This window comes from Rhodococcus sp. NPDC056960 (genome assembly GCF_042674125.1).
GTDB lineage: Bacteria > Actinomycetota > Actinomycetes > Mycobacteriales > Mycobacteriaceae > Rhodococcus_F.
Window position 1 is genome coordinate 29,888 of record NZ_JBHURF010000003.1, and the last position, 20,189, is coordinate 50,076.

The 20,189-nt window shown below is 68.6% G+C and carries 19 protein-coding genes; 8 read left to right on the plus strand and 11 right to left on the minus strand.

Annotated features, from left to right (window positions below; genetic code table 11):
* The first annotated feature begins 161 nt into the window (after positions 1-161).
* Both purF and purM read left to right on the plus strand, forming a co-directional pair.
* Positions 162-1,745, plus strand: coding sequence for an amidophosphoribosyltransferase (purF, locus tag ACFTWF_RS05345; RefSeq protein WP_378460235.1), 1,584 nt, complete (start codon positions 162-164; stop codon positions 1,743-1,745).
* Positions 1,746-1,865: 120 nt separating this feature from the next.
* Complete coding sequence (purM, locus tag ACFTWF_RS05350) at positions 1,866-2,945, plus strand: phosphoribosylformylglycinamidine cyclo-ligase (RefSeq protein ID WP_378460236.1); 1,080 nt, start codon at positions 1,866-1,868, stop codon at positions 2,943-2,945.
* 110 nt (positions 2,946-3,055) lie between these two features.
* Here purM and ACFTWF_RS05355 read toward each other — a convergent pair whose 3' ends face one another.
* From ACFTWF_RS05355 to ACFTWF_RS05370, 4 genes are all read right to left on the minus strand, one after another.
* A complete protein-coding gene (locus tag ACFTWF_RS05355) occupies positions 3,056-3,256 on the minus strand; it encodes a DUF3073 domain-containing protein (RefSeq protein ID WP_005244376.1) in 201 nt (66 codons plus the stop codon).
* A gap of 180 nt (positions 3,257-3,436) precedes the next feature.
* Positions 3,437-4,390 (minus strand): asparaginase, encoded by a 954-nt coding sequence (locus ACFTWF_RS05360; RefSeq protein ID WP_378460237.1) that lies wholly within the window; start codon positions 4,388-4,390, stop codon positions 3,437-3,439.
* The gene (locus ACFTWF_RS05365) at positions 4,387-5,055 is read right to left on the minus strand and encodes an MOSC domain-containing protein (protein ID WP_378460238.1); all 669 of its coding nucleotides are present in this window, start codon (positions 5,053-5,055) and stop codon (positions 4,387-4,389) included. The genes ACFTWF_RS05360 and ACFTWF_RS05365 overlap by 4 nt, the downstream gene beginning before the upstream one ends.
* On the minus strand, positions 5,052-6,173 hold the full coding sequence (locus tag ACFTWF_RS05370) for a YgfZ/GcvT domain-containing protein (RefSeq protein ID WP_378460239.1): 1,122 nt from the start codon (positions 6,171-6,173) through the stop codon (positions 5,052-5,054). Before ACFTWF_RS05370 ends, ACFTWF_RS05365 begins: the two co-directional genes overlap by 4 nt.
* Positions 6,174-6,235: 62 nt before the next feature.
* Between ACFTWF_RS05370 and ACFTWF_RS05375 the strand changes: the two genes are divergently transcribed.
* The 5 genes from ACFTWF_RS05375 to cydC all read left to right on the plus strand — a co-directional run bounded on the left by ACFTWF_RS05375 (position 6,236) and on the right by cydC (position 13,142).
* Entirely contained in the window at positions 6,236-7,108 is an 873-nt protein-coding gene (locus ACFTWF_RS05375; protein WP_378460240.1) for an aminodeoxychorismate lyase, read from the plus strand.
* Between the two features lie 134 nt (positions 7,109-7,242).
* On the plus strand, positions 7,243-8,739 hold the full coding sequence (locus ACFTWF_RS05380; protein ID WP_378460241.1) for a cytochrome ubiquinol oxidase subunit I: 1,497 nt from the start codon (positions 7,243-7,245) through the stop codon (positions 8,737-8,739).
* Between the two features lie 11 nt (positions 8,740-8,750).
* The gene (gene cydB, locus ACFTWF_RS05385; RefSeq protein ID WP_378460242.1) at positions 8,751-9,788 is read left to right on the plus strand and encodes a cytochrome d ubiquinol oxidase subunit II; all 1,038 of its coding nucleotides are present in this window, start codon (positions 8,751-8,753) and stop codon (positions 9,786-9,788) included.
* Entirely contained in the window at positions 9,785-11,473 is a 1,689-nt protein-coding gene (gene cydD, locus ACFTWF_RS05390) for a thiol reductant ABC exporter subunit CydD (protein ID WP_378460243.1), read from the plus strand. Before cydB ends, cydD begins: the two co-directional genes overlap by 4 nt.
* Entirely contained in the window at positions 11,463-13,142 is a 1,680-nt protein-coding gene (gene cydC / locus ACFTWF_RS05395; RefSeq protein WP_378460244.1) for a thiol reductant ABC exporter subunit CydC, read from the plus strand. Before cydD ends, cydC begins: the two co-directional genes overlap by 11 nt.
* 242 nt (positions 13,143-13,384) lie before the next feature.
* On the opposite strand, the gene ACFTWF_RS05400 is transcribed toward cydC, so the two are convergent.
* Together ACFTWF_RS05400 and ACFTWF_RS05405 are read right to left on the minus strand one after the other, a co-directional pair.
* On the minus strand, positions 13,385-14,494 hold the full coding sequence (locus ACFTWF_RS05400) for a type IV toxin-antitoxin system AbiEi family antitoxin domain-containing protein (RefSeq protein ID WP_378460245.1): 1,110 nt from the start codon (positions 14,492-14,494) through the stop codon (positions 13,385-13,387).
* 86 nt (positions 14,495-14,580) lie between these two features.
* On the minus strand, positions 14,581-15,291 hold the full coding sequence (locus ACFTWF_RS05405) for an FABP family protein (protein ID WP_378460246.1): 711 nt from the start codon (positions 15,289-15,291) through the stop codon (positions 14,581-14,583).
* A 242-nt stretch (positions 15,292-15,533) separates the two neighbouring features.
* On the opposite strand from ACFTWF_RS05405, the gene ACFTWF_RS05410 reads away from it, so the two are divergent.
* Complete coding sequence (locus ACFTWF_RS05410) at positions 15,534-16,838, plus strand: cutinase family protein (protein WP_378460247.1); 1,305 nt, start codon at positions 15,534-15,536, stop codon at positions 16,836-16,838.
* A gap of 131 nt (positions 16,839-16,969) precedes the next feature.
* Here ACFTWF_RS05410 and ACFTWF_RS05415 read toward each other — a convergent pair whose 3' ends face one another.
* The 5 genes from ACFTWF_RS05415 to ACFTWF_RS05435 form a co-directional block, all read right to left on the minus strand.
* Positions 16,970-17,275 (minus strand): DUF1416 domain-containing protein, encoded by a 306-nt coding sequence (locus tag ACFTWF_RS05415; RefSeq protein WP_072943045.1) that lies wholly within the window; start codon positions 17,273-17,275, stop codon positions 16,970-16,972.
* A 3-nt stretch (positions 17,276-17,278) separates the two neighbouring features.
* Positions 17,279-18,115, minus strand: coding sequence for a sulfurtransferase (locus ACFTWF_RS05420; RefSeq protein ID WP_378460248.1), 837 nt, complete (start codon positions 18,113-18,115; stop codon positions 17,279-17,281).
* Between the two features lie 59 nt (positions 18,116-18,174).
* Positions 18,175-18,624, minus strand: a complete 450-nt coding sequence (locus ACFTWF_RS05425; protein WP_378460249.1) for a DUF4395 domain-containing protein — start codon at positions 18,622-18,624, stop codon at positions 18,175-18,177.
* A 236-nt stretch (positions 18,625-18,860) separates the two neighbouring features.
* The gene (locus tag ACFTWF_RS05430) at positions 18,861-19,337 is read right to left on the minus strand and encodes a thioredoxin family protein (protein WP_378460250.1); all 477 of its coding nucleotides are present in this window, start codon (positions 19,335-19,337) and stop codon (positions 18,861-18,863) included.
* Positions 19,334-20,113 (minus strand): LmeA family phospholipid-binding protein, encoded by a 780-nt coding sequence (locus ACFTWF_RS05435; protein WP_378460251.1) that lies wholly within the window; start codon positions 20,111-20,113, stop codon positions 19,334-19,336. The genes ACFTWF_RS05430 and ACFTWF_RS05435 overlap by 4 nt, the downstream gene beginning before the upstream one ends.
* Positions 20,114-20,189 lie beyond the last annotated feature (76 nt).

The following is a 20,189-nucleotide window of genomic DNA, read 5'->3' on the forward strand; positions in this document are numbered from 1 at the left end:
CGCTCTGTGGTTCGAGGATACTGATCGGTACCGAAACTAATCTATTTCGGTCCGTCCGTCCCGGAGTCGGGCGGGTTCGAGCGGCACCGTGGGCGAAGCAGCGGCGGCGGGCACGTAGACTGACCTTGCCCCTCACACGCCCATCCCCAGGGAGCACCCCGGTGACCAGAGCCGATCTGTCGGTCCACAGTCCTAATCTCCTCTCCTCGAACCCGTCCGACGAGGACGAGAACGAGCCCCGCGAAGAATGCGGAGTCTTCGGCGTCTGGGCGCCGGGAGAGGATGTGGCGAAACTCACCTACTACGGACTGTATGCACTGCAACACCGCGGGCAGGAAGCGGCAGGCATCGCCGTCGCCGACGGTTCGCAGGTGCTGGTCTTCAAGGACCTCGGGTTGGTCAGCCAGGTGTTCGACGAGCAGACCCTGGCCGCGATGCCGGGCCACGTCGCCGTCGGGCACTGTCGCTACTCCACGACGGGCTCGACCACGTGGGAGAACGCGCAGCCGATCTTCCGCACCACCGCCGCGGGCAGCGGCATCGCCCTCGGCCACAACGGCAACCTCGTCAACACGGCGGAGCTGGCGCAGCGCGCCCGTGAGGCCGGACTGGTCAACGACAAGCGTCCCGGCGGGGCCACGTCCGACTCCGACGTCGTCGGCGCCCTCCTGGCGCACGCCGCTGCCGACAGCACCATCGAGCAGGCGGCCATGACGCTGCTGCCCACGCTGCGCGGCGCGTTCTGCCTCACCTTCATGGACGAGCACACGCTCTATGCGGCGCGCGACCCGCACGGCATCCGCCCGCTGTGCCTCGGCCGCCTGGACCGCGGCTGGGTGGTGGCCAGCGAGACGGCCGCACTCGACATCGTCGGCGCGTCCTTCGTCCGCGACATCGAGCCCGGCGAGCTGCTCGCCATCGACGCCGACGGCGTCCGCTCCTCCCGCTTCGCGAACCCCGAGCCCAAGGGCTGCGTGTTCGAGTACGTGTACCTCGCTCGCCCGGACAGCGTCATCGCCGGACGTTCGGTGCATTCCACCCGCGTCGAGATCGGCCGTCGCCTCGCCATCGAGCATCCCGCCGAGGGCGATCTCGTCATCCCGGTGCCGGAATCGGGAACCCCGGCCGCGGTCGGGTACGCGCAGGGGTCGGGCATTCCGTACGGCCAGGGTCTGATGAAGAACGCCTACGTGGGCCGCACGTTCATCCAGCCGTCGCAGACCATCCGCCAGCTCGGTATCCGGCTCAAGCTCAACCCGCTCAAGGAAGTCATCCGGGGCAAGCGCCTCGTGGTGGTCGACGATTCGATCGTCCGCGGCAACACGCAGCGCGCGCTCATCCGGATGCTCCGGGAGGCCGGCGCACTGGAGATCCACGTCCGGATCGCATCCCCGCCGGTCAAGTGGCCCTGCTTCTACGGCATCGACTTCGCGTCCCCGGCCGAGTTGATCGCCAACGGTGCCGGCGGCGGCGGTGAACCCGGCAGCTTCGACGAGATGCTCGAGGGGGTTCGCCGCTCGATCGGCGCCGACACGCTCGGCTACATCTCCACCGACGGCATGATCGCCGCCACCGAGCAGCCGGCGTCCCGGTTGTGCGCGGCCTGTTTCGACGGCACGTACCCCATCGCGCTCCCCACGGAGACGTCGATCGGCAAGAACGTTCTCGAGGGAATGCTCGAGAGCGCGGCAGGCAGTCCCGCGACGCGGGAGAACGACAACGCGAACGCCCTGAGTCGGCCGTAGGCCAGTACATCGGGGTCCGGCCGGAGAACGTACTCCGGTACCGTAAGGACGCAATCACAGCACTCGATTGCCCGACCGACACGATTTTGACGAGCAACAGAAGGCTGGAGTAACAACCACATGACCGAGGATCCGACAAGTCGCCCTGGCGCGTCGTACGCCGCCGCAGGAGTGGACATCGCCGCAGGCGATCGGGCGGTGGAACTCTTCGCTCCCTTGGCCAAGCGCGCCAGCCGTCCCGAGGTTCTCGGTGGTCTCGGTGGATTCGCGGGACTGTTCTCGCTCAAGGGTGACTACAAGGAGCCGCTCCTCGCGGCCTCCACCGACGGTGTGGGCACCAAGTTGGCCGTCGCTCAGGCACTCGACAAGCACGACACCGTCGGCCTCGACCTGGTCGCGATGGTCGTCGACGACCTCGTCGTCTGCGGTGCCGAGCCGCTGTTCCTGCAGGATTACATCGCTGTCGGGCGCGTCGTGCCGGAACGGGTCGCCGAACTCGTCAGCGGCATCGCGGAGGGCTGCATCCAGGCCGGTTGCGCGCTGCTCGGTGGCGAGACCGCGGAGCACCCCGGTGTGATGGCGGACGGCGACTACGACCTGTCCGCGACCGGTGTCGGTGTGGTCGAGGCCGATCAGGTGCTCGGACCCGACCGCGTCCGCCCCGGCGACGTCGTGATCGCCATGGGATCGTCCGGACTGCACTCCAACGGTTACTCGCTGGCCCGCAAGGTCCTGCTCGAGATCGACCACATGAGCCTGACGGCGCACGTCGACGAGTTCGGCCGCACGCTGGGCGAGGAGATGCTCGAGCCCACCAAGATCTACGCCAAGGACTGCCTGGCGCTCGCCGCCGAGACCGATGTGCGCACGTTCTGCCACGTCACCGGCGGTGGACTCGCCAACAACCTCGCGCGGGTCATGCCGAAGGGCCTGGTCGCCGAACTCGACCGCGGTACGTGGAGCCCGGCTCCGATCTTCGCCATGATCGCGCAGCGCGGACGCGTGGAGCGCGCCGAGATGGAGCAGACCTTCAACATGGGCGTCGGCATGGTCGCGATCGTGGCGCCCGAGGACGTCGATCGCGCGCTGGCCGTCCTGACGGCACGGCACATCGACTGCTGGACGCTCGGCAGCGTCAAGAAGTCGCACGACGTGTCGGCGGATCGCGCGGTTCTCGCGGGCGATCATCCGAGGTTCTAGGTCGGACGCAGTAGGTCGGAACGGGGCGAGCTAGTGGCCCCGACCGGCTGAAGATGTGGAAATGAGGGGGAGCCGGTATCGGCTCCCCCTCATTTCGTTGTCTTCAGATCTCAGCGCCGCCAGTCGTCGTCGTCCTCCCGGGAGTGACCCTCCCTGTCGGCACGCTGGTCAGCGAAGACCTCGTCCCGATGCGAGTTGGACGACCCACCTGAGAGCTCTCTTTGCAGGCTGTCAAAATCCGTGGTCGGTACGCTGTACTTCAGCTCGCGTGCAACCTTGGTCTGCTTTGCCTTAGCCCGGCCGCGGCCCATGGCTGACCCCCTCGCGCTTTCGCGGGGCGGCCTGGGGAATTTGGCGGCCCCGTTTGAGTGTGTAAGTTCCTGCCCACACTCTAGCGTGGAAAACACGCTCGCGCTTCCATCCACACCCCGAAGCGGTGTCGGTTTAGTCTCATCGGGCTCGCGAACTGCCCCGATGCCGGTATTTCGCCCTCAGAAGACTCCCGGAATTGCCCGGACCGTCCCCACCCGGACGCCGCCGCCGAGCACGGGCTGCGACGCGAGGGCCGCGAGATCCTCGGTCCAGTCGGCGCCCATCCTGTGCAGAAGCGCTGCGGCGAGGGGCAACCGGGCGCGTTCGTGGCCGTCGTCGATCTTCAGCGCGAACGCCGAGCCGTCCGGGAGGGCGCCGGCGTAGACACCGTCGGCACCGGCCTTCGTCATCAGTCCGGGCACGACCGGCATCAGCCGCGCGTCGTCCTTGCCGGTGCCGGAAACGAGATACGGGTGCTCGCGGACGGCGTCGGCGACGGCGAGCTCGGGGGAGTCGGGCTCGGCGGTGACGAGCCGGGCGAACGCCCGCGCCAGGTGCGTCAGCGACAGCGGGACGATCGGCAGCCCGCATCCGTCGATGCCGAGTTCGGCGTCGACGTCGCCGCTGATCGACCCGAGCGTCTCGACCACTGCGAGTTGAAGCGGATGCGTCGGCTCGAGGTAGCTGTCCAGCGGCCAGTCGTTGGTCAGGCATGTGGCGAGCATCGCCGCGTGTTTGCCCGAACAGTTCATGTACACGGGGCGGGGGAGCTCACCGGCGGCGAGCAGCTCGGCCCGGGCGAGTTCGTTGGACGGCAGATCCGCGGGACAGCGGAGCAGGTCCTCGTCGAGGCCGTACCGGGCGAGCAGCTGCTCGACGAGTTCGATGTGATCCGACTCGCCCTCGTGGGACGCGGTCGCGATCGCGAGCTCCTCGGAACTGGACGGCTCGAAGCCGTTCCGCAGCATGGTCACGGCCTGCCACGGCTTGTTCGACGACCGAGGGTAGATCGGCGTGTGCACCTCACCGAGGGTGAGGGCGATCTCGCCGTCCGCGCGGAGGATCACCGCGGAACCGCGGTGGACGCATTCGCGGAATCCGGAACGGACGACCTCGACCAGTTCGATGCTCAATACGTGACCTGCACTTCCAGTCCGGCGATCCGTCGGCGCGCCTTCTCGGCGACGGTCGGAGAGAGGTTCTCCTGCTGTTCGAGCAGTGCCACGAACCGTTCCGGGTCGCGGCCGGTGAACAGGTCGCGCACGGTGACGCCGTGGCCGGGCACGTGGACGCGGTGGACGGCATCGCCGGCGGTGATCGACCCCTCGGTGACGACCCGCAGGTACGCACCCGTGTCGCCGCGTGCGGAGAACCGCTTCACCCAGCCCGGCTCGCTCGCCCAGACCCCGAACGTGCCGCACGGCGTCCGCGGACTCGTCACCTCCAGTTCGGTGCCGCCGATCCGCCAGCGTTCACCGATGACGGCGTCGCTCGCGGCGATCCCGTCGAGGCGAAGGTTCTCGCCGAACCATCCCGGGGGCAGTTCGCGGCCGAGTTCCTCCGCCCAGCGCGCCGCCTCGTCCTCCTGGTAGGCGTAGACCGCCTTGAACGTGCCGCCGTGGAATTCGGTGTCGCAGACGTAGTCGCCGGCCAGCCCGGCGGTCGTGACGCGCACGGGGCCGTCGACGGGGCGCTTGTCGATGGCCGTCCGGGTCACCCGCCGGGTGCCGCTGTCGCGCTCGGTGTGCAGCACGCAGACGGCCAGCACCGCGCCGGCCGCCGCGGTCGCGTCGCTCACCGGCCCCGGAGCCGGTCGACGGCGGCGCGGCCCGCCTGGACGGCGTCGTCCACGGGGACGGAGTCGGGGTCGATGGATGCGGCGCAGGGTCCGGTCACCAGTTCGGTGTCGGTGGGGACGGAGCGCTTCACGAGGGCCAGCGCGATGGGGCCGAGCTCGTGATGGTCGATGACCGTGCCGACCCGGCCCACCGCACGCCCTCCCGCCGTCACCGGGTCACCCGGCTCCGGTCGGCCCTCGGCGCTGCCGTCGAGATGCAGCAGGACCAGGTGGCGAGGCGGTTTGCCGAGGTTGTGGACGCGGGCCACCGTCTCCTGACCGCGGTAGCAGCCCTTCTCCAGGTGGACGGCGCCGTGCTCGGCGGGCCCGCCGATCCAGCGGACCTCGTGCGGGATGGTGCGGTCGTCGGTGTCGAGTCCGATCCGGGGACGCACGGCGGCCACCCGCAGTGCCTCGAACGCCCACGTTCCCGCGGGCGCCGCACCGGCGGCGGTGAGCCGGCCCCACCACGTCGCGAGTCCTTCCCGGGGGATCAGCAGATCGAAGGAGTCGGCGGTCGGCCACGGCATGCGGCGCGCGAAGCCGCCCCCGGGCACCGCGACGGCCGCATACGGCTCGGCGGGTGCGGCGACCCCGGCGGCGTCGAGGACGGCCGCGGCGTCGGGGCCGATGACGCTGAGGACGGCGAGCTCGTTGCCGTCGCGGGGCTCGGCCTTGGACCAGAACACCATCTTGGTGAGGAACGACAGAAGGTCGGGACCGCGGTCGGCCTCGGTGTCGATCCAGGTGACACCGTCCAGGTCGGTCTGGACGAAGTGATGTTCGACGCGGCCGTTGACGTCGAGGCTGAGGTTCTCGGCGCTCGTGCCGTCGGGGAGCGCGGCGACGTGCTGACTGGAGATGGTGTGCAGCCAGGTGAGCCGTTCGGGTCCGCCGATCGCGATGACGAACCGGTGGGAACGGTCGACGACCACCGCGGATCGCTCGGCGCTGCGTTGTTCGCCGAGCGGATCGCCGTGATGCCAGGCGACGCCGGCGTCGGGCGAACCTTCGGGCGCAGGGACCGCGCCCGAAGCCGTGACGAGTGGACTGGGTGAGACGGGCAGGTTGTCGACCACGAACCCAGTCTAGGGACCATGGACGGCGGGTGACGGTCAGCAGGGTCGATAGGCTGGGTGTCATGTCTGATCGAGTGCTGGTGACACTGGACCACGAGGTGCGCGACGCGGATGCTCCGCTGCTGCACGCGGACGATCTGGCGGTGGTGCGCGGCGACGGTGTCTTCGAGACGCTGTTGGTGCGCGGTGGCCGCGCACTCAAGGTGGAGCCGCACCTCACTCGTCTGGTCGCGTCGGCCCGCGCCCTCGGTTTGCCCACCCAGGACCTGGACGACTGGCGGCTGGCCCTCGAACTGGCCGTCGAGGAGTGGGGGTCCGAGCGTGAGGGCGCGATGCGCCTCGTGCTCAGCCGCGGCCGGGAGTCCGGTGGGGACGCAACGGCCTTCGTCACCGTCGGGCCGGTCTCCGACCGGATCCGGGACGCGCGACGCGACGGCGTGTCGGTTCTCACACTCGCCCGGGGCTATTCGGTGGATCTGTCGGCGAGCGCGCCGTGGCAGCTGCTCGGGGCGAAGACCTTGTCGTATGCGACGAACATGGCGGCACTGCGGTACGCGGCGACGTTCGGGGCCGACGATGTGATCTTCGTCAGCAGCGAGGGCAATGTGTTGGAAGGGCCACGTTCCACGGTGGTCATCGCCCGGGAGAAGACGCTCCTCACGCCGCCGCCGGAACACGGAATTCTGCCCGGAACCACTCAGCAGGCGCTCTACGAGGTGGCGTCCGGGAAGGGTTTCCGCTGCGAGTACGCGGCCCTGCGCCCGGCGGATCTCATTACGGCGGAAGGTGTTTGGCTCATCTCGAGCGTCACCATGGCCGCGCGCGTCCGCAAGATCGACGGTCTCGCCCTGCCCGATGCGCCGCTCGCCGACGAGATCGTGGAGCTCGTCGACCTCGCGGTCGAGACGACGGGCGCCGAGTCCGCGGAGGCTTGACAGGTCTACTACATTTCGTAGTAACAAAGTCCTGCGGCGGAAACGACCCCCGCAGTACCTTGTTTTCAAGGGTCGGGCGGATGCCCACGCTCCGACCCTGAAGCCTGTCCTACGGGCCCAGTTTCGGAGTAGCCATGGATGCCTTGGATGTCTCCCGGTGGCAGTTCGGCATAACCACCGTCTATCACTTCATCCTCGTTCCGCTGACGATCGGGCTTGCCCCGCTGATCGCCGTCATGCAGACGATGTGGGTGGTCACCGGAAAGGATCACTGGTATCGGCTCACCAAGTTCTTCGGGAAGCTCTTCCTGATCAACTTCGCGCTCGGCGTGGCCACCGGCATCGTGCAGGAATTCCAGTTCGGGATGAACTGGAGCGAGTACTCGCGATTCGTCGGCGACGTGTTCGGCGCACCCCTCGCGCTCGAGGGACTGGTCGCGTTCTTCCTCGAGTCGACGTTCCTCGGGCTCTGGATCTTCGGCTGGGGGCGACTGCCCAAGCTCGTCCACCTCGCCACCATCTGGCTGGTGGCGATCGGCGTGAACGCGTCCGCGTACTTCATCATCACCGCCAACTCGTTCATGCAGCACCCGGTCGGGGCCGTGTACAACCCCGAGACCGGGCGCGCGGAACTCACCAGCATCTGGACGCTGCTCACCAACAACACCGCCCTCGCGGCGTTCCCGCACGTCGTGGCCGGCGCGTTCCTCACGGCAGGCACGTTCGTGGCCGGCGTCGGCGGCTGGTGGATGGTGCGCAGCATGCGCAAGGCGAAGGAAGCCACCGAACCGGACGTGGCGAAGAAGCACGAGGACACAGCCAGGACGATGTTCCGTCCGGTCACGATCCTCGCGCTGTGGGTCATGGTGGCCGCGGGCGTCGGGCTCGCGATCACCGGCGACATCCAGGGCAAGCTGATGTTCGAACAGCAGCCCATGAAGATGGCGTCGGCCGAATCGCTGTGCCACACCGAAACCGGTGCCGACTTCTCCATCCTGACCGTCGGCACCCAGAACAACTGCGAGAGCATCACCCAGCTCATCAAGATCCCCGGCCTCACCTCGTTCCTGGCGGACGGCAACTTCGACTCCACCGTCGAGGGCGTCACCGAGATCCAGGCCCGCTACGAGGAGATGTACGGGCCCGGCAACTACAAGCCCAACCTGTTCGTCACGTACTGGACGTTCCGCGCGATGATCGGCTGGGCCGCCGGTTCGGCGCTGCTCGCAGTGGTCGGTCTGTGGATGACCCGCGGCGGACGTGTCCCGGACAAGAAGTGGTTCGGCTGGTTGTCGATCGCCGTCATCCCGACGCCGTTCCTCGGGAACAGCGCGGGCTGGGTGTTCACCGAGATGGGCCGCCAGCCGTGGGTCGTTGCACCGAACCCGACCGGTGTCGACATGATCAGGCTGACCGTCGACCAGGGCGTCTCGAACCACTCCCCGTGGACCGTCTGGGTCTCGCTCATCACGTTCACCGTGGTCTACGGGGCGCTGGCCGTCGTGTGGTTCACGCTGATCCGCCGCTACACGGTCGAGGGGCCACTCGAACACGACGCGCATCCACCGGGTGACGACCACGACGAGCCCGAAGAACCGGGCAAGCCCGAACAACTCTCGTTCGCGTACTAGGAGAGACGGTCATGGGACTTCAAGAGGTGTGGTTCATCCTGATCGCGGTGCTCTTCATCGGGTACTTCGTCCTCGAGGGATTCGATTTCGGCGTCGGCATGCTGATGCCGGTGCTCGGCAGGCGCAAGGACCCCGAAGGTGACACGCGGCGACGGGTCGTGCTCAACACGATCGGCCCCGTGTGGGACGGCAACGAGGTGTGGCTCATCACCGGCGGCGGTGCGCTGTTCGCGGCCTTCCCGGAGTGGTACGCCACCCTGTTCTCCGGCTTCTATCTGCCGCTGCTGATCATCCTCGTCGCGCTCATCGTCCGGATCTGCGCCATCGAGTACCGCGGCAAGATCGACGACGACACCTGGCGCCGACGGTGTGACTGGGGCATCGTGTTCGGGTCGTGGGTGCCTGCAGTGCTGTGGGGTGTCGCGTTCGCGAACATCGTGCGGGGCGTCGACATCGACGCCGACAAGCAGGTCACGTCGAACCTGTTCGATCTGCTCAATCCCTACGCCCTGCTGGGTGGCCTGACGACCGCACTCGTGTTCGCCCTGCACGGCGCGGTGTTCCTCGCGCTGAAGACGGCCGACGAAGTGCGTACGGACGCCGTCGAACTCGCGTCCCGGCTGGCCCTCCCGGCCGTTCCGGTGGCGGGCGCGTTCGTGCTGTGGACGCAGTTGGCGCACGGCACGGGCTGGACGTGGATCCTCGTCGCGATCGCCGCAGGCGCACTCCTCGGGGTGGTCGCGCTCACCCGCGCCGAGCGGGAAGGGTGGGCGTTCCTGCTCACGTCGATCGCCGTCATCGCCACGGTGGCACTGCTGTTCGGTTCGCTGTTCCCCGACGTCATGCCGTCCACCCTGGACGCCGCCTACAGCCTGACCATCGAGAACGCGTCGTCGAGTCCGTACACCCTGAAGGTGATGACGTGGGCCGCGGCCTTCCTCACCCCGGTGGTGCTGATCTACCAGGGCTGGACGTACTGGGTGTTCCGGCAACGGATCTCGACCAAGCACATCCCGCCATCGATCGGTCTCCCACTCGAGCGCAGATGAGCACAGCGGTAGGCGACGCACCCCGCCCGGCACGGGACGGTGCGTCCCGGCGCCCCGTCGATCCCCGGCTGTGGCGGTACTCGGCCGCGGCCCGCGGATATCTCGTCCTCACGGTGGGGTTGTCGATGGTCGACGTTGCGATGGTCGTCGTGTCGGCGCTCATGATCGGCCGCGTGCTCGCCGGGGTCATCGTCGACGACGCCACCGACCTCGGCCGGTGGTCCACCGAACTGGTGGTGCTCGCGGTCGCGGTGGGTGTCCGGTTTCTCGGCGCCTGGCTGCAGTCCCGCTTCGCGCACCGTTCCGCGACCCGTGTCGTGGCGGAACTGAAGGGGGAAGTCCTCGGTGTCGCCACGCGGATGCGGCCACGCGAACTCGATCCGCGCCGCGACGAGATCGCGACCGTGCTCACCCGCGGCATCGACGGACTCGTGCCGTACCTCACCGGGTACGTTCCGGCCCTGGTGCTCGCGGTCACGCTCACTCCGGCGACGTTGGCGGTCATCGCATTCCAGGATCTGACGTCCGCGGCCATCATCTTCGTCACGCTGCCGCTGATCCCGGTCTTCATGATCCTCATCGGACTGCTCACCAAGGGCAAGGCGGCCAAGACCCTCAACGCGATGACCGCGTTGTCCTCGCAACTGCTCGACCTTCTGGCCGGACTGCCCACATTGCGCGCGCTCGGCCGCGAGCAGGGCCCGGCGACGCGGGTACGTGAACTCGGCGACGCCCACCGCCGCACCACGATGTCGGCGCTGCGGGTGGCGTTCCTGTCGTCGATGGTGCTCGAACTGCTGGCCACGCTGTGCGTCGCGCTCGTCGCCGTGAGCATCGGACTCCGGCTGGTGTACGGGGGGATGGGACTCGAAGCCGGAATCATCGCACTGATTCTCGCGCCCGAGGTGTACCTCCCGCTGCGGAGGGTCGGAACCCAGTTCCACGCCGCCGAGGACGGAATGGCCGCCGCGAGCAGGGCCTTCGCCGTCATCGATTCCGATCGCCCGGACGACGTCGACGGCGCGGTCGTGGTCGACGCGATCGGGGCGCGTCTGGAATTCGACGGCCTGGATGTCCGGTCCCGGCGCGGACTGGCGCCGCACGGACTGTCCGGGGTCGTCGAACCCGGCGCGGTGACGGTACTCACCGGACCGAACGGGTCCGGGAAAACGACTGCGGTGCAGGCACTTCTCGGTATCGTCGAACCGGCGCACGGCGACGTGCGCGTGGCCGGGGCGCCCGTCGGCACCCTCGACCGGTCCGCGTGGTGGGCGCAGGTTGCGTGGCTGCCCCAGCATCCCGTTCTCGTGCCCGGCACTCTGGACGAGAACCTCCGGCTGACCGGTGACGTCGTCGACCTCGAACATTCCTGCGCCGCCACGGGTTTCGACGAAGTTCTCGCCGAACTCCCCGACGGCTGGAACACGCGGGTCGGGTCCGGTGGAACGGGACTGTCGCTCGGGCAGCGGCAGCGGCTCGCCCTGACCCGCGTGCTCGCCACCCGGCGTCCCGTGCTGGTGCTCGACGAACCGACCGCGCACCTCGACGACGCGTCGGAGCGCACCGTGCTGGAATCCCTGCGGAGCCTGGCCGCGGCCGGCCGGACGGTCGTGGTCGTCGGGCACCGTCCGACCGTGCTCGCGGCCGCCGACCGGGTGATCGAGGTGAGCGCCGATGTCGCGTGACCCGTTGCTCCGCGCGCTGCCGCTGCTCGACCTGCAGCCGGGACGGGTGCTGCGTGCCGTCACCGCGGGCGTCGCCACGCTGGGCAGTGCGCTCGCGCTGGCGGCGCTGTCGGCGTGGTTGATCACCAGGGCGTGGCAGATGCCGCCCGTCCTCGACCTGAGCGTGGCCGTGGTGGCCGTGCGCGCGCTCGGCATCTCCCGGGGCGTGTTCCGTTACCTCGAGCGGCTGGCCACCCACGACACCGCACTCCGCGGCACCACCTCCGCCCGCACCCAGCTCTATCAGCGGCTGGCCGACGGCGACCCCGCCGCCGCGGCCGGGCTGCGCCGCGGAGAACTGCTCACCCGCACCGGGGCCGACGTCGACACGCTCGGCGACGTCGTGGTCCGCGCACTCGTTCCCATCTCCGTGTCCGTCGTCCTGGCCGTGGCCGCCGTCGGCATCCTCGCGGTGATCTCGCCCGCAGCGGCACTCGTGCTCGCCGTCGCGCTCGCGGTGTCGGGGGTCGCGGCACCCTGGCTGTCGGCCCGGGCCGCCCGCACCGCCGAGACGTCCGGCGCCGACGCACGTGCCCGGTTCAGCGAGGACGCCGTCACCGCCCTCGATCACGCCGCGGAACTCCGCGTGGCGGGCCGCCTCGACCGGACCGTGTCGCAGGCCGCCGACGCCGAGCGGGCCGTGGTCGCGGCCACCGACCGCGCCGCGGCACCCGCCGCCTTCGCCGACGCCGCCACGCCGCTGGCTGTGGGAGTGAGCGTGATCGCGTCGCTGCTCATCGGCATGGACCTGTACGCGTCGGGGACCATGAGCCCGATGGCGATGGGCGTCCTCGTGCTCCTGCCGCTGTCCGCGTTCGAGGCCACGGCCGCGTTGCCCGCGGCGGCAGTCGCGCTGACCCGGGCCCGGATCGCGTCGCGCCGCATCCTCGCCGTGCTCGACGCCGCCGTCGCCGATCCGCACCCCGGTGACCGGCCCCTCGACGGACCCGTCCACGTCGCGTCGAAGGCGTTGCGCTGCGGCTGGCCCGGCGGAAACGTCACCGCGCCACTCGATCTGGACCTACCGCCGGGTGCCCGCGTCGCGATCGTCGGGGGCAGTGGGTCCGGGAAGACGACCACCCTGATGACCCTGGCCGGGCTTCTCCCGCCGGTGTCGGGGACGGTCCGGGTCGACGGCATCGATCTGCACCGCGTCCGATCCGGCGCGGTGCGCCGGAACATCGGATTCTTCGCCGAGGACGCGCACCTCTTCGACACGTCCGTGCTCGAGAATCTGCGGGTGGCGCGGGGCGACATCGACGAGGCTGAGGCTCTCGCCGTCCTGAAGTCCGTCGGGCTCGGGGGATGGGTGTCCGGGCTGCCGGAAGGCGTGCGCACGACCCTCGCCGCAGGTGCCCGGGCGGTGTCCGGCGGGCAGCGGCGCCGACTGCTCCTCGCCCGCGCCCTGCTGTCGCCCGCGCGGCTGCTGTTACTCGACGAACCGACCGAACATCTCGACGCCGACGCGGGCGCCGACCTGCTCAGGCGACTGCTCGCGCGCGACGGCGGACTGGTGTCTGCGCAGCGCACCGTCGTGGTGGTCACCCACCAGCTTCCGCAGGATACCAGCGCTGACCTGGTGATACCCGTCGAGAAAGCTGAGAGCGAAAATGCGTTGCCGACTCCGTGAGTGCGGCGTACGTTCTTGAGTACACGAGGAAGGAGGTGGTCTGAAATTGAATGACAGACGGACACGTGAGGTGGCTGCCAGCTAGCCGCTACCGCTGACGGAATTCACTGACCGCGCGAGCGGCGAGCGAATCCCAGGCAGCTACCCGGCCCCCGAGCCCCCGGTCTGGTCCAGATCGGGCCCGGTGCATCAGCACCGGAAGGCTCGGGGGCCGTTGTGCGCTTCGCGCCCGTGAGTACTTGTTAACCGCCCGACGTTAATAAGTACTCACGGCACCGGGGGCACGGGTTCGACCCGCTCCAGCCGCCCCGCTCGAGGACCGCCCGAACCTCGGCCGCGACGTCGCACGAACGTCGCGTCACCTCCTCCCAGCCGTAGACCAGCGTCGCCTTGCCTGCGAGTTCCGCTGCGTTGCCGCGACGCCGGTCACGCAGCGCCACCGACCGCGACGAGTGATAGCGCAAACCGTCCAGTCGCACGATGAGAGGAACACCGCTGTCCGAGTAGTCCACGTCCTCGTACAGCGTCTGCCCGTCGACGAGAACCGGCGACTGTCGCCGGGCGGTCGGGAGGCCGTGAGCAGTCTCGACGTCGACGGCGTACCGATGCTCGAGGATCGACTGCACCCCGCCGACGACGAACGACAGCGCGTCGGTAAGGGCCTTCCGATATCTCCGCGGCGGACGCTGCTCGATCCGACGAAGCAACTCGTGGACCGACACGCTGCTGCCGGTGACCGCCGCGACGACGACACGCGCAGCTTCCGGCGCCGACGGTTCCTCGACGGCCAGATTGACGACGGTGTCGGCCAGGGACGTTCGCGGCAGCAGCGTCGGGACGAGGATGTGGGCGTGCGCCCGGGACCGGTGCACCACGACCCCCGGGTGCAGGAGATCGCCCTCACGGGGGACCGGACGGTCGGAACGCCGTCCGGCCTTGCGATATGTCGGTCCCTGAGGCTCGGCCGACAATCCGTACGGCACGGTGACGTGGATCGGTCCGGCAGGGTCGACGGGCACCAGCGCCCATTCCTCGGCCGCGGTCCGGTGGCTGAGTATCGCCCGGGGACCGCCGAACAGCAACGCCGCCCACAACGTCATAGGCCGGTCGAGAGGACCGTTGGTGACGGCGTAGACGCCGTGCAGCACCGTCGACCATTGGCCGGACTCCACCATGTGCTGAATCTGCCGGGTCGAGATGCCCAGCCCGCGCAGTTGCCGGGCCGTGACGAGGCCGTGCTGATAGTCGAGGACGCGTTGGAACTCGGGTTCGAAGTCGATCGTCGCTGTGGTCATGGACGCGACGGTGCGCGTGCGAGCCGACAGGAATGGCCCGAAAAACGCCGATTTCAACTGGCCTGTGGATGAACCGCAGGTTGTGGATAACCTGAGCTGTGAGTACTTCTTAACCGCGGGCGGTTAATAAGTACTCACGGGCGTCAGCCGACGTAGCGGGACAGACGCGCCGAGAGATGGGGGCGCAGTTCACCGTCGGCGATGATGCGTTCCTCGACGTAGGCGAGATCGCCGCCCTCGACGATGCCGTACAGGCGCTTGGCGCCGCCGACAAGGACACCGGAGGTGCTGCGGATCACGACGTCGGTCGCGAGTTCCCACGACGACTGCGTGAGGGCCCGGCCGTAGAACAGTTCGACGATGCCGGAGCTGTGGGTGAGGAGGAGTTCGACGACTTCCTCGTTGGTGCTACCGGGAATGCCGTCTCCGCTGATCCGCCAGAATCCGGTCTCGTGGAGGTCGGGGCGCACGTATTCACCGTTGGCGTCGAGGACCCAGCTCTGGGATTCCCACTTGAGGTAGTTGCCACCGTTGTGAGAGACGATGATCTGCTGCCCGAACGGGTAGTCGCCGGTGTCGGGGTCGTGACCTTCCCCTTCGCCGCGCCACACACCCACCAGGGGCAGTACTGCGAGGAGTTCGTTGTTCAGATCCGGGCCGAGGCGCAGATTTGCGGTGTCCTCGGGCAGCGGAAGGTCCGGAAGCTGCGGGATGTTCCGCGACGCCGTCGTCTTGGACCGCTCGATGGCGTCCGCGACGGCTGCGTCACCGCTACCACGACGCACCCCGGCGGGCGCGTTCGTAGGCGGGTGCTCGGAAGGCGGATCTGCGCCTGCGTCCGGGTTCTGACTCACGACTCGTCGGTGACCAGACGGTAGATCGTGTAGAGCGAGAACCACGTGATCAACACGGCGGCAAGGACAAGAAGTACCTCGAAGAAGATAACCACGGGGACATCCTAAACCGAACCCGTCGAACGGTCGAAACGGGAGGCGACTTACCGTGACTGCCGCTACGGTTTCTCGAAGGCGACCATCCGGTCGGTTCCGAAGATCCTCATGCGGTCGTCCCGTCTCCCGCCCCTCCCGGAGGTCCCATGCTTCGATCGAGTAAGGCCGTCACCGGTCCGGTGCGTGCCGCGATCACGGCGACTGCGCTGCTGCTCACCGTCTCCGCTGCCTTGTGTGCTCCGGGTCTGGCCGTCGCCGCCCCGGACACCGGCAGTGCCGGCTCGGGCAGTGCCGGCTCGGGAAGCGCCGGTTCGGGCAGTGCCGGCTCGGGGGGCGCCGACACGGACCGCGTCGACCCGAACAATTACGCCGCGGACTGCCCCGACGTGATGATCGTCGCCGTCTCCGGCGCGACCGACTCGTCGGAGGACCGCAACCCTCTGGCAGACGAGAATCGTCAGCTCTGGTCGAACTGGGTCGGCAACGTGACCGTGCCGACCGGCGAGGCCAACAAGGACGACCCGGGGAGGGTCGGGTGGATGTACGTCCCGTACCCGTCCACGTACGGACTCGGCCTGTTGCAACCTGTTCCGACATACCAGGATTCGATGGCGGCCGGTGTCGCGTCGACGAACAGGATCCTCGACGAGAACAAGGCGAAGTGCGGCGACGACACCAAGTACGTCCTCCTCGGGTACAGCGTCGGCGGCGAGGTGGTCGAGCGGGTGGCGCGCGAACTCGGCCACCGCGACAGCAATGCTCTGGTTACCGCCGACGACATCGCCGGCGTCGCGTTGATCGGCGACCCGTACCGCCCCGCGGGGACGCCGTCGATGGGCGAGCCGGGACCGCCCGGGGGAGGTTTCATGTCGTCCGAGCCTGCCGACTACGGCGCTCTCGACGGCAAGATCACCTACGCGTGCCGACCGTACGACATCGCGTGCGACGCGCCGCAGGAGATCGCGGTCCTCGAACTGGCGCTGGGGGTGCTCGGCCAATTGCACTTCACCCTGCTGAATCCGGGCCAGACCGTCTCCGACTTCGCGAACGCGGTGACGAGCATGGCGGCGCGGACGATCGTCCACATCGTCACTCACGACGACTGGTTCGCGTCGGACGAATCGTTCCTCGACGTCCTCCGCAAGGTAGCCGACCAGACGTACGATCCGGACGGGCCGGACCGCGACATGCACGTGTCCCAGGAGCAGATGGTCGCGGCGCTGAACTGGGCGATGGGCCCCGGTTCGGACGTGGTGAAGGCGAAGCTGGCGGCGGAGGGTCCCGGGTTCCTGGAGGACAACCGGGACATCTTCGATCTCGTGACGAAGCCGTACATCTTCCTCGGCTTCATCCAGCACCTCTTGTACTGGAACAACAACCCGAACGACCCGTGGTACTGGGAGAGCGAGCGGGTGGTCGACTGGATCACCGCGCTGGCGCGGCAGCAGTAGGTGGCTTCGCCGCTCGTGCGCCTTTCTGGTCGTAGGAGCAGCCAGAAAGGCGCACAGGCGGCGGAGCCGCCTACGCGGAAAGGCCCCGCTCCGAACGCTCGGAGCGGGGCCTTTCCGTTGGTGCTGTGTCCTTATTCGCCGACGGTGACGTCGACGTTGTGCACGCCGGCGCTGGTCGGGCTCACCGTGGCGGTGCCGTTGCCGGAGCTGGACAGTGCGCGCACGGTCCAGTCGCCGGGGGCGGCGAAGAAGCGGAAGTCACCGGTGCCGGAGGCGACGACCTCGGCGGTGAACTCTCCGCCGCCGTCGAGGAGGCGCACGAACGCTCCACCGATCGGCTGGCCGTCAGCGGCGAGAACGCGGCCGGTGATGACCGTTTCCTTCTCGACGTCGACGCCCGCGGGCAGGGTCTGGGTCTGTACAGGTGCTCCACACATGGCTCAGTGAACCTCCAACTCGATGGGTGCGCCGACGAGTGAGCCGTATTCGACCCAGCTGCCGTCGTAATTCTTGACGTCGGACTTGCCGAGGATCTCCTTGAGCACGAACCAGGTGTGGCTGGAGCGCTCGCCGATCCGGCAGTACGCGATGGTGGGCTTCGACTCGTCGTAGCCCTTCTCCGAGTACAGCTTCTCCAGGTCGTCGTCCGACTTGAACGTGCCGTCCTCGTTGGCGGTGGTGCTCCACGGGATGTTGATGGCCGTGGGGACGTGTCCACGCTGCTGCGCCTGCTCCTGCGGCAGGTGCGCGGGGGCGAGGATCTTGCCGGAGAACTCGTCGGGCGAACGCACGTCGACGAGGTTCTTGTTGCCGATGGCGTCGATGACCTCGTCGCGGAACGCGCGGATCGTCAGGTCGGGTGCGTCGGCCTTGTACTGGGTGGCCGCGCGGTTGACGGTCTCCTTGGAGAGGGGGCGCCCGTCGAGTTCCCACTTCTTGCGGCCGCCGTCGATCAGCTTGACGTCCTGGTGGCCGTACAGCTTGAAGTACCAGTACGCGTACGCCGCGAACCAGTTGTTGTTGCCGCCGTAGAGAACGATGGTGTCGTCGTTGGCGACGCCCTTGGCGGACAGGAGATCGGAGAACTGCTGCTGGTTCAGGAAGTCCCGACGGACGCCGTCCTGCAGGTCCTTCCGCCAGTCGAGGCGGATGGCGCCTTCGATGTGGCCGCCGTCGTATGCGCTGGTGTCCTCATCCACCTCGACGAAAACGGTCTTGGGGGCGTTGAGGTTCTGCTCAGCCCAGTCGGCGGAGACTAGGACATCGGAGCGAGCCATGGTGTTCCTTTCGATGTGTTCTTACTTCTGTCGGGTGGATCGTGCGGTGGTGGAAGCGTTCAGGCGGGGCGGAGCCGCGCCACGAGCGGATAGATCTGGCAGCCGAGGCAGAAGCCGAACGCGGCGTTGAGGAACGCCGCGAACAGGGCGAATGCGGTGGCCACGGCACCGACCAGGCCGGAGCCGGTGAGGAAGCCGACGGTTCCGATGGCGGCGAAGACGAAGCCGACGAGCTGCGCGAAGCGGAGCGGCGCGGTGGGTTCGCGTTCGCTCGCCGGGGCGAGTCGGGGCGCCACGAGGGTGCCGAAGATCTGGCCGTACGGGCTGCGCCGCGGCCCGGTGGCGGCACCCGCCGCGAAGACGACCGCCTGCAGCGCCAGCAGAATTCCTGCTGCGACCAGCGAGAACGTCGACACGACGAGCACGGCGACGAGGATTGCGGTGGTGACCCAGGCAGCGAACCGGGGGCCACGAACGTCGACCTGTGCGGGCTCGAGTGTGGTGGACATGTGAAGTGCTCCTGCGGTGAGTCCTGAATGCTTGCCTGGCGCCGAAGGACGACGAATGACGTCGTCATCGGGGTTCGATCACGGGCGCGGAATGCGCGGTGTCAGCAGAAAGCGACAGCCCTGGTGATCAGCAACAGGTACAGCAACAAGCCCCGAGGCGGCACAGGTCTACCGTGCGGCGTCGGGTGAGCATGAGCTCGTGGCTGGATTGCACGACGACGAGTTTACCCGGTTCTTCAGGAATTTGAACCCGGGGGCCGGGTGAGGGGTCCGAGCGCGGCCCGCAGGTCGGCCGCTGAGGGCACCCCGGACACCCGGAAACGTTGCTGCAGGTCGGCGTCCAGAATGAACGTGGTCGGCAACGACAGAACGCCGAGTTCCTTGGCGAGAGTGGGATACTCGTCGATGTCGACTTCCACCTCCACGGGCGGTTCCGGTTCGCCGTCGAGGTCCGCGACGACCTGTCCCACCACTCTGCGCACCGCCGCGCACGGTCCGCACCAGTCGGCGGAAAAGTGGAGAACGGTGGCTGTCCGGGGGTGCTCCGCCGATCCCATCCCGACGCCCGCGTCCTCGAGGAGGCGGCGTCGGTCGTCCGTCACGACCGCGGTCGTCTCGCCGCTGCCTCGGACCTTCCCCTGGCGCCGCTGCCACACGAGGCCGAACGCGGCAGCGGCGACGAGTGCGATCACCAATAATGTGATTCCGGTCATCGGCTCTGCAGTTCGTCGAGGTCGATCGTGACGTTGTCGCCGACGCCCTCGATGACGATCTGCGAACCCTCCGCATAGACCTCGGTCGGCTGGACTCCGAACGGCAGTTCCCGGGGGTCGATGGTCCGGGTGAAGAGGCCGAGGATCGCGGGGGCGAGGGGTTCGGGGATGGTGAAGTCGGCGTGGCCCTCGGGCCCGAAGTAGAAGTCGCTGGCGACGATCTTCACCTGTCCGCCGTCGAGGACGAGGTCGGCCTGCACGCTGACGGTCGTGTCGATGGGCCCGACGGGGACCGTGCCGGTGAGGACGACGCCGCCCGCGGTCGGCATCCCGGAGCCGCCGGATCCGCCGGTGCCGTCGGACTTGCTGGCCGGCGGAGCCGATACCTGCAGGTCGGGGATGTCGAGGAACCGTCCGAGGTCGGTGGCGTCGATGAGCATGCGGCCGGAGAGGTGGTCGACCGGGAGGGTTTGGACGGAGCCGTCGACGAGGTCGGACAGCGGTGCGGTGACGCCCTGGAGGCTGGACTCGATCGTCACCTCGCCGACCACGTCACTCTGCACTCCCTGTGCGCGGATCGCGATGTCTTCGTACTTCCCGTTCCACGCCTGGTTGAGGAAGGGAAAGCCGTGCACCGTGACTTCGGGATCAGCGGTGAGCGACGCGCCTGCCCGCAGCTCCCTCGACACCCGATACTCCGCGTAGGCCGCCGAACCGAAGTCGACGACGAGTCCGAGGGCCACGAGGAACACGATTCCGATGATGAGTTTCCGCACGGCCCCATTGTGACGGACACCGTCGCGGGGAGTGTCGGTGCAACCTCCCCGCCGGTCGCCGGGGGTTCGGTGCGAC

Excerpts from the sequence above, each read along its gene's own strand:
- purM (WP_378460236.1), top strand. The coding sequence starts at position 1,866 with ATGACCGAGGATCCGACAAGTCGCCCTGGCGCGTCGTACGCCGCCGCA.
- ACFTWF_RS05355 (WP_005244376.1), bottom strand. The coding sequence starts at position 3,256 with ATGGGCCGCGGCCGGGCTAAGGCAAAGCAGACCAAGGTTGCACGCGAG.
- ACFTWF_RS05375 (WP_378460240.1), top strand. The coding sequence starts at position 6,236 with ATGTCTGATCGAGTGCTGGTGACACTGGACCACGAGGTGCGCGACGCG.
- ACFTWF_RS05380 (WP_378460241.1), top strand. The coding sequence starts at position 7,243 with ATGGATGCCTTGGATGTCTCCCGGTGGCAGTTCGGCATAACCACCGTC.
- cydB (WP_378460242.1), top strand. The coding sequence starts at position 8,751 with ATGGGACTTCAAGAGGTGTGGTTCATCCTGATCGCGGTGCTCTTCATC.
- cydD (WP_378460243.1), top strand. The coding sequence starts at position 9,785 with ATGAGCACAGCGGTAGGCGACGCACCCCGCCCGGCACGGGACGGTGCG.
- cydC (WP_378460244.1), top strand. The coding sequence starts at position 11,463 with ATGTCGCGTGACCCGTTGCTCCGCGCGCTGCCGCTGCTCGACCTGCAG.
- ACFTWF_RS05410 (WP_378460247.1), top strand. The coding sequence starts at position 15,534 with ATGCTTCGATCGAGTAAGGCCGTCACCGGTCCGGTGCGTGCCGCGATC.
- ACFTWF_RS05415 (WP_072943045.1), bottom strand. The coding sequence starts at position 17,275 with ATGTGTGGAGCACCTGTACAGACCCAGACCCTGCCCGCGGGCGTCGAC.
- ACFTWF_RS05420 (WP_378460248.1), bottom strand. The coding sequence starts at position 18,115 with ATGGCTCGCTCCGATGTCCTAGTCTCCGCCGACTGGGCTGAGCAGAAC.
- ACFTWF_RS05425 (WP_378460249.1), bottom strand. The coding sequence starts at position 18,624 with ATGTCCACCACACTCGAGCCCGCACAGGTCGACGTTCGTGGCCCCCGG.
- ACFTWF_RS05430 (WP_378460250.1), bottom strand. The coding sequence starts at position 19,337 with ATGACCGGAATCACATTATTGGTGATCGCACTCGTCGCCGCTGCCGCG.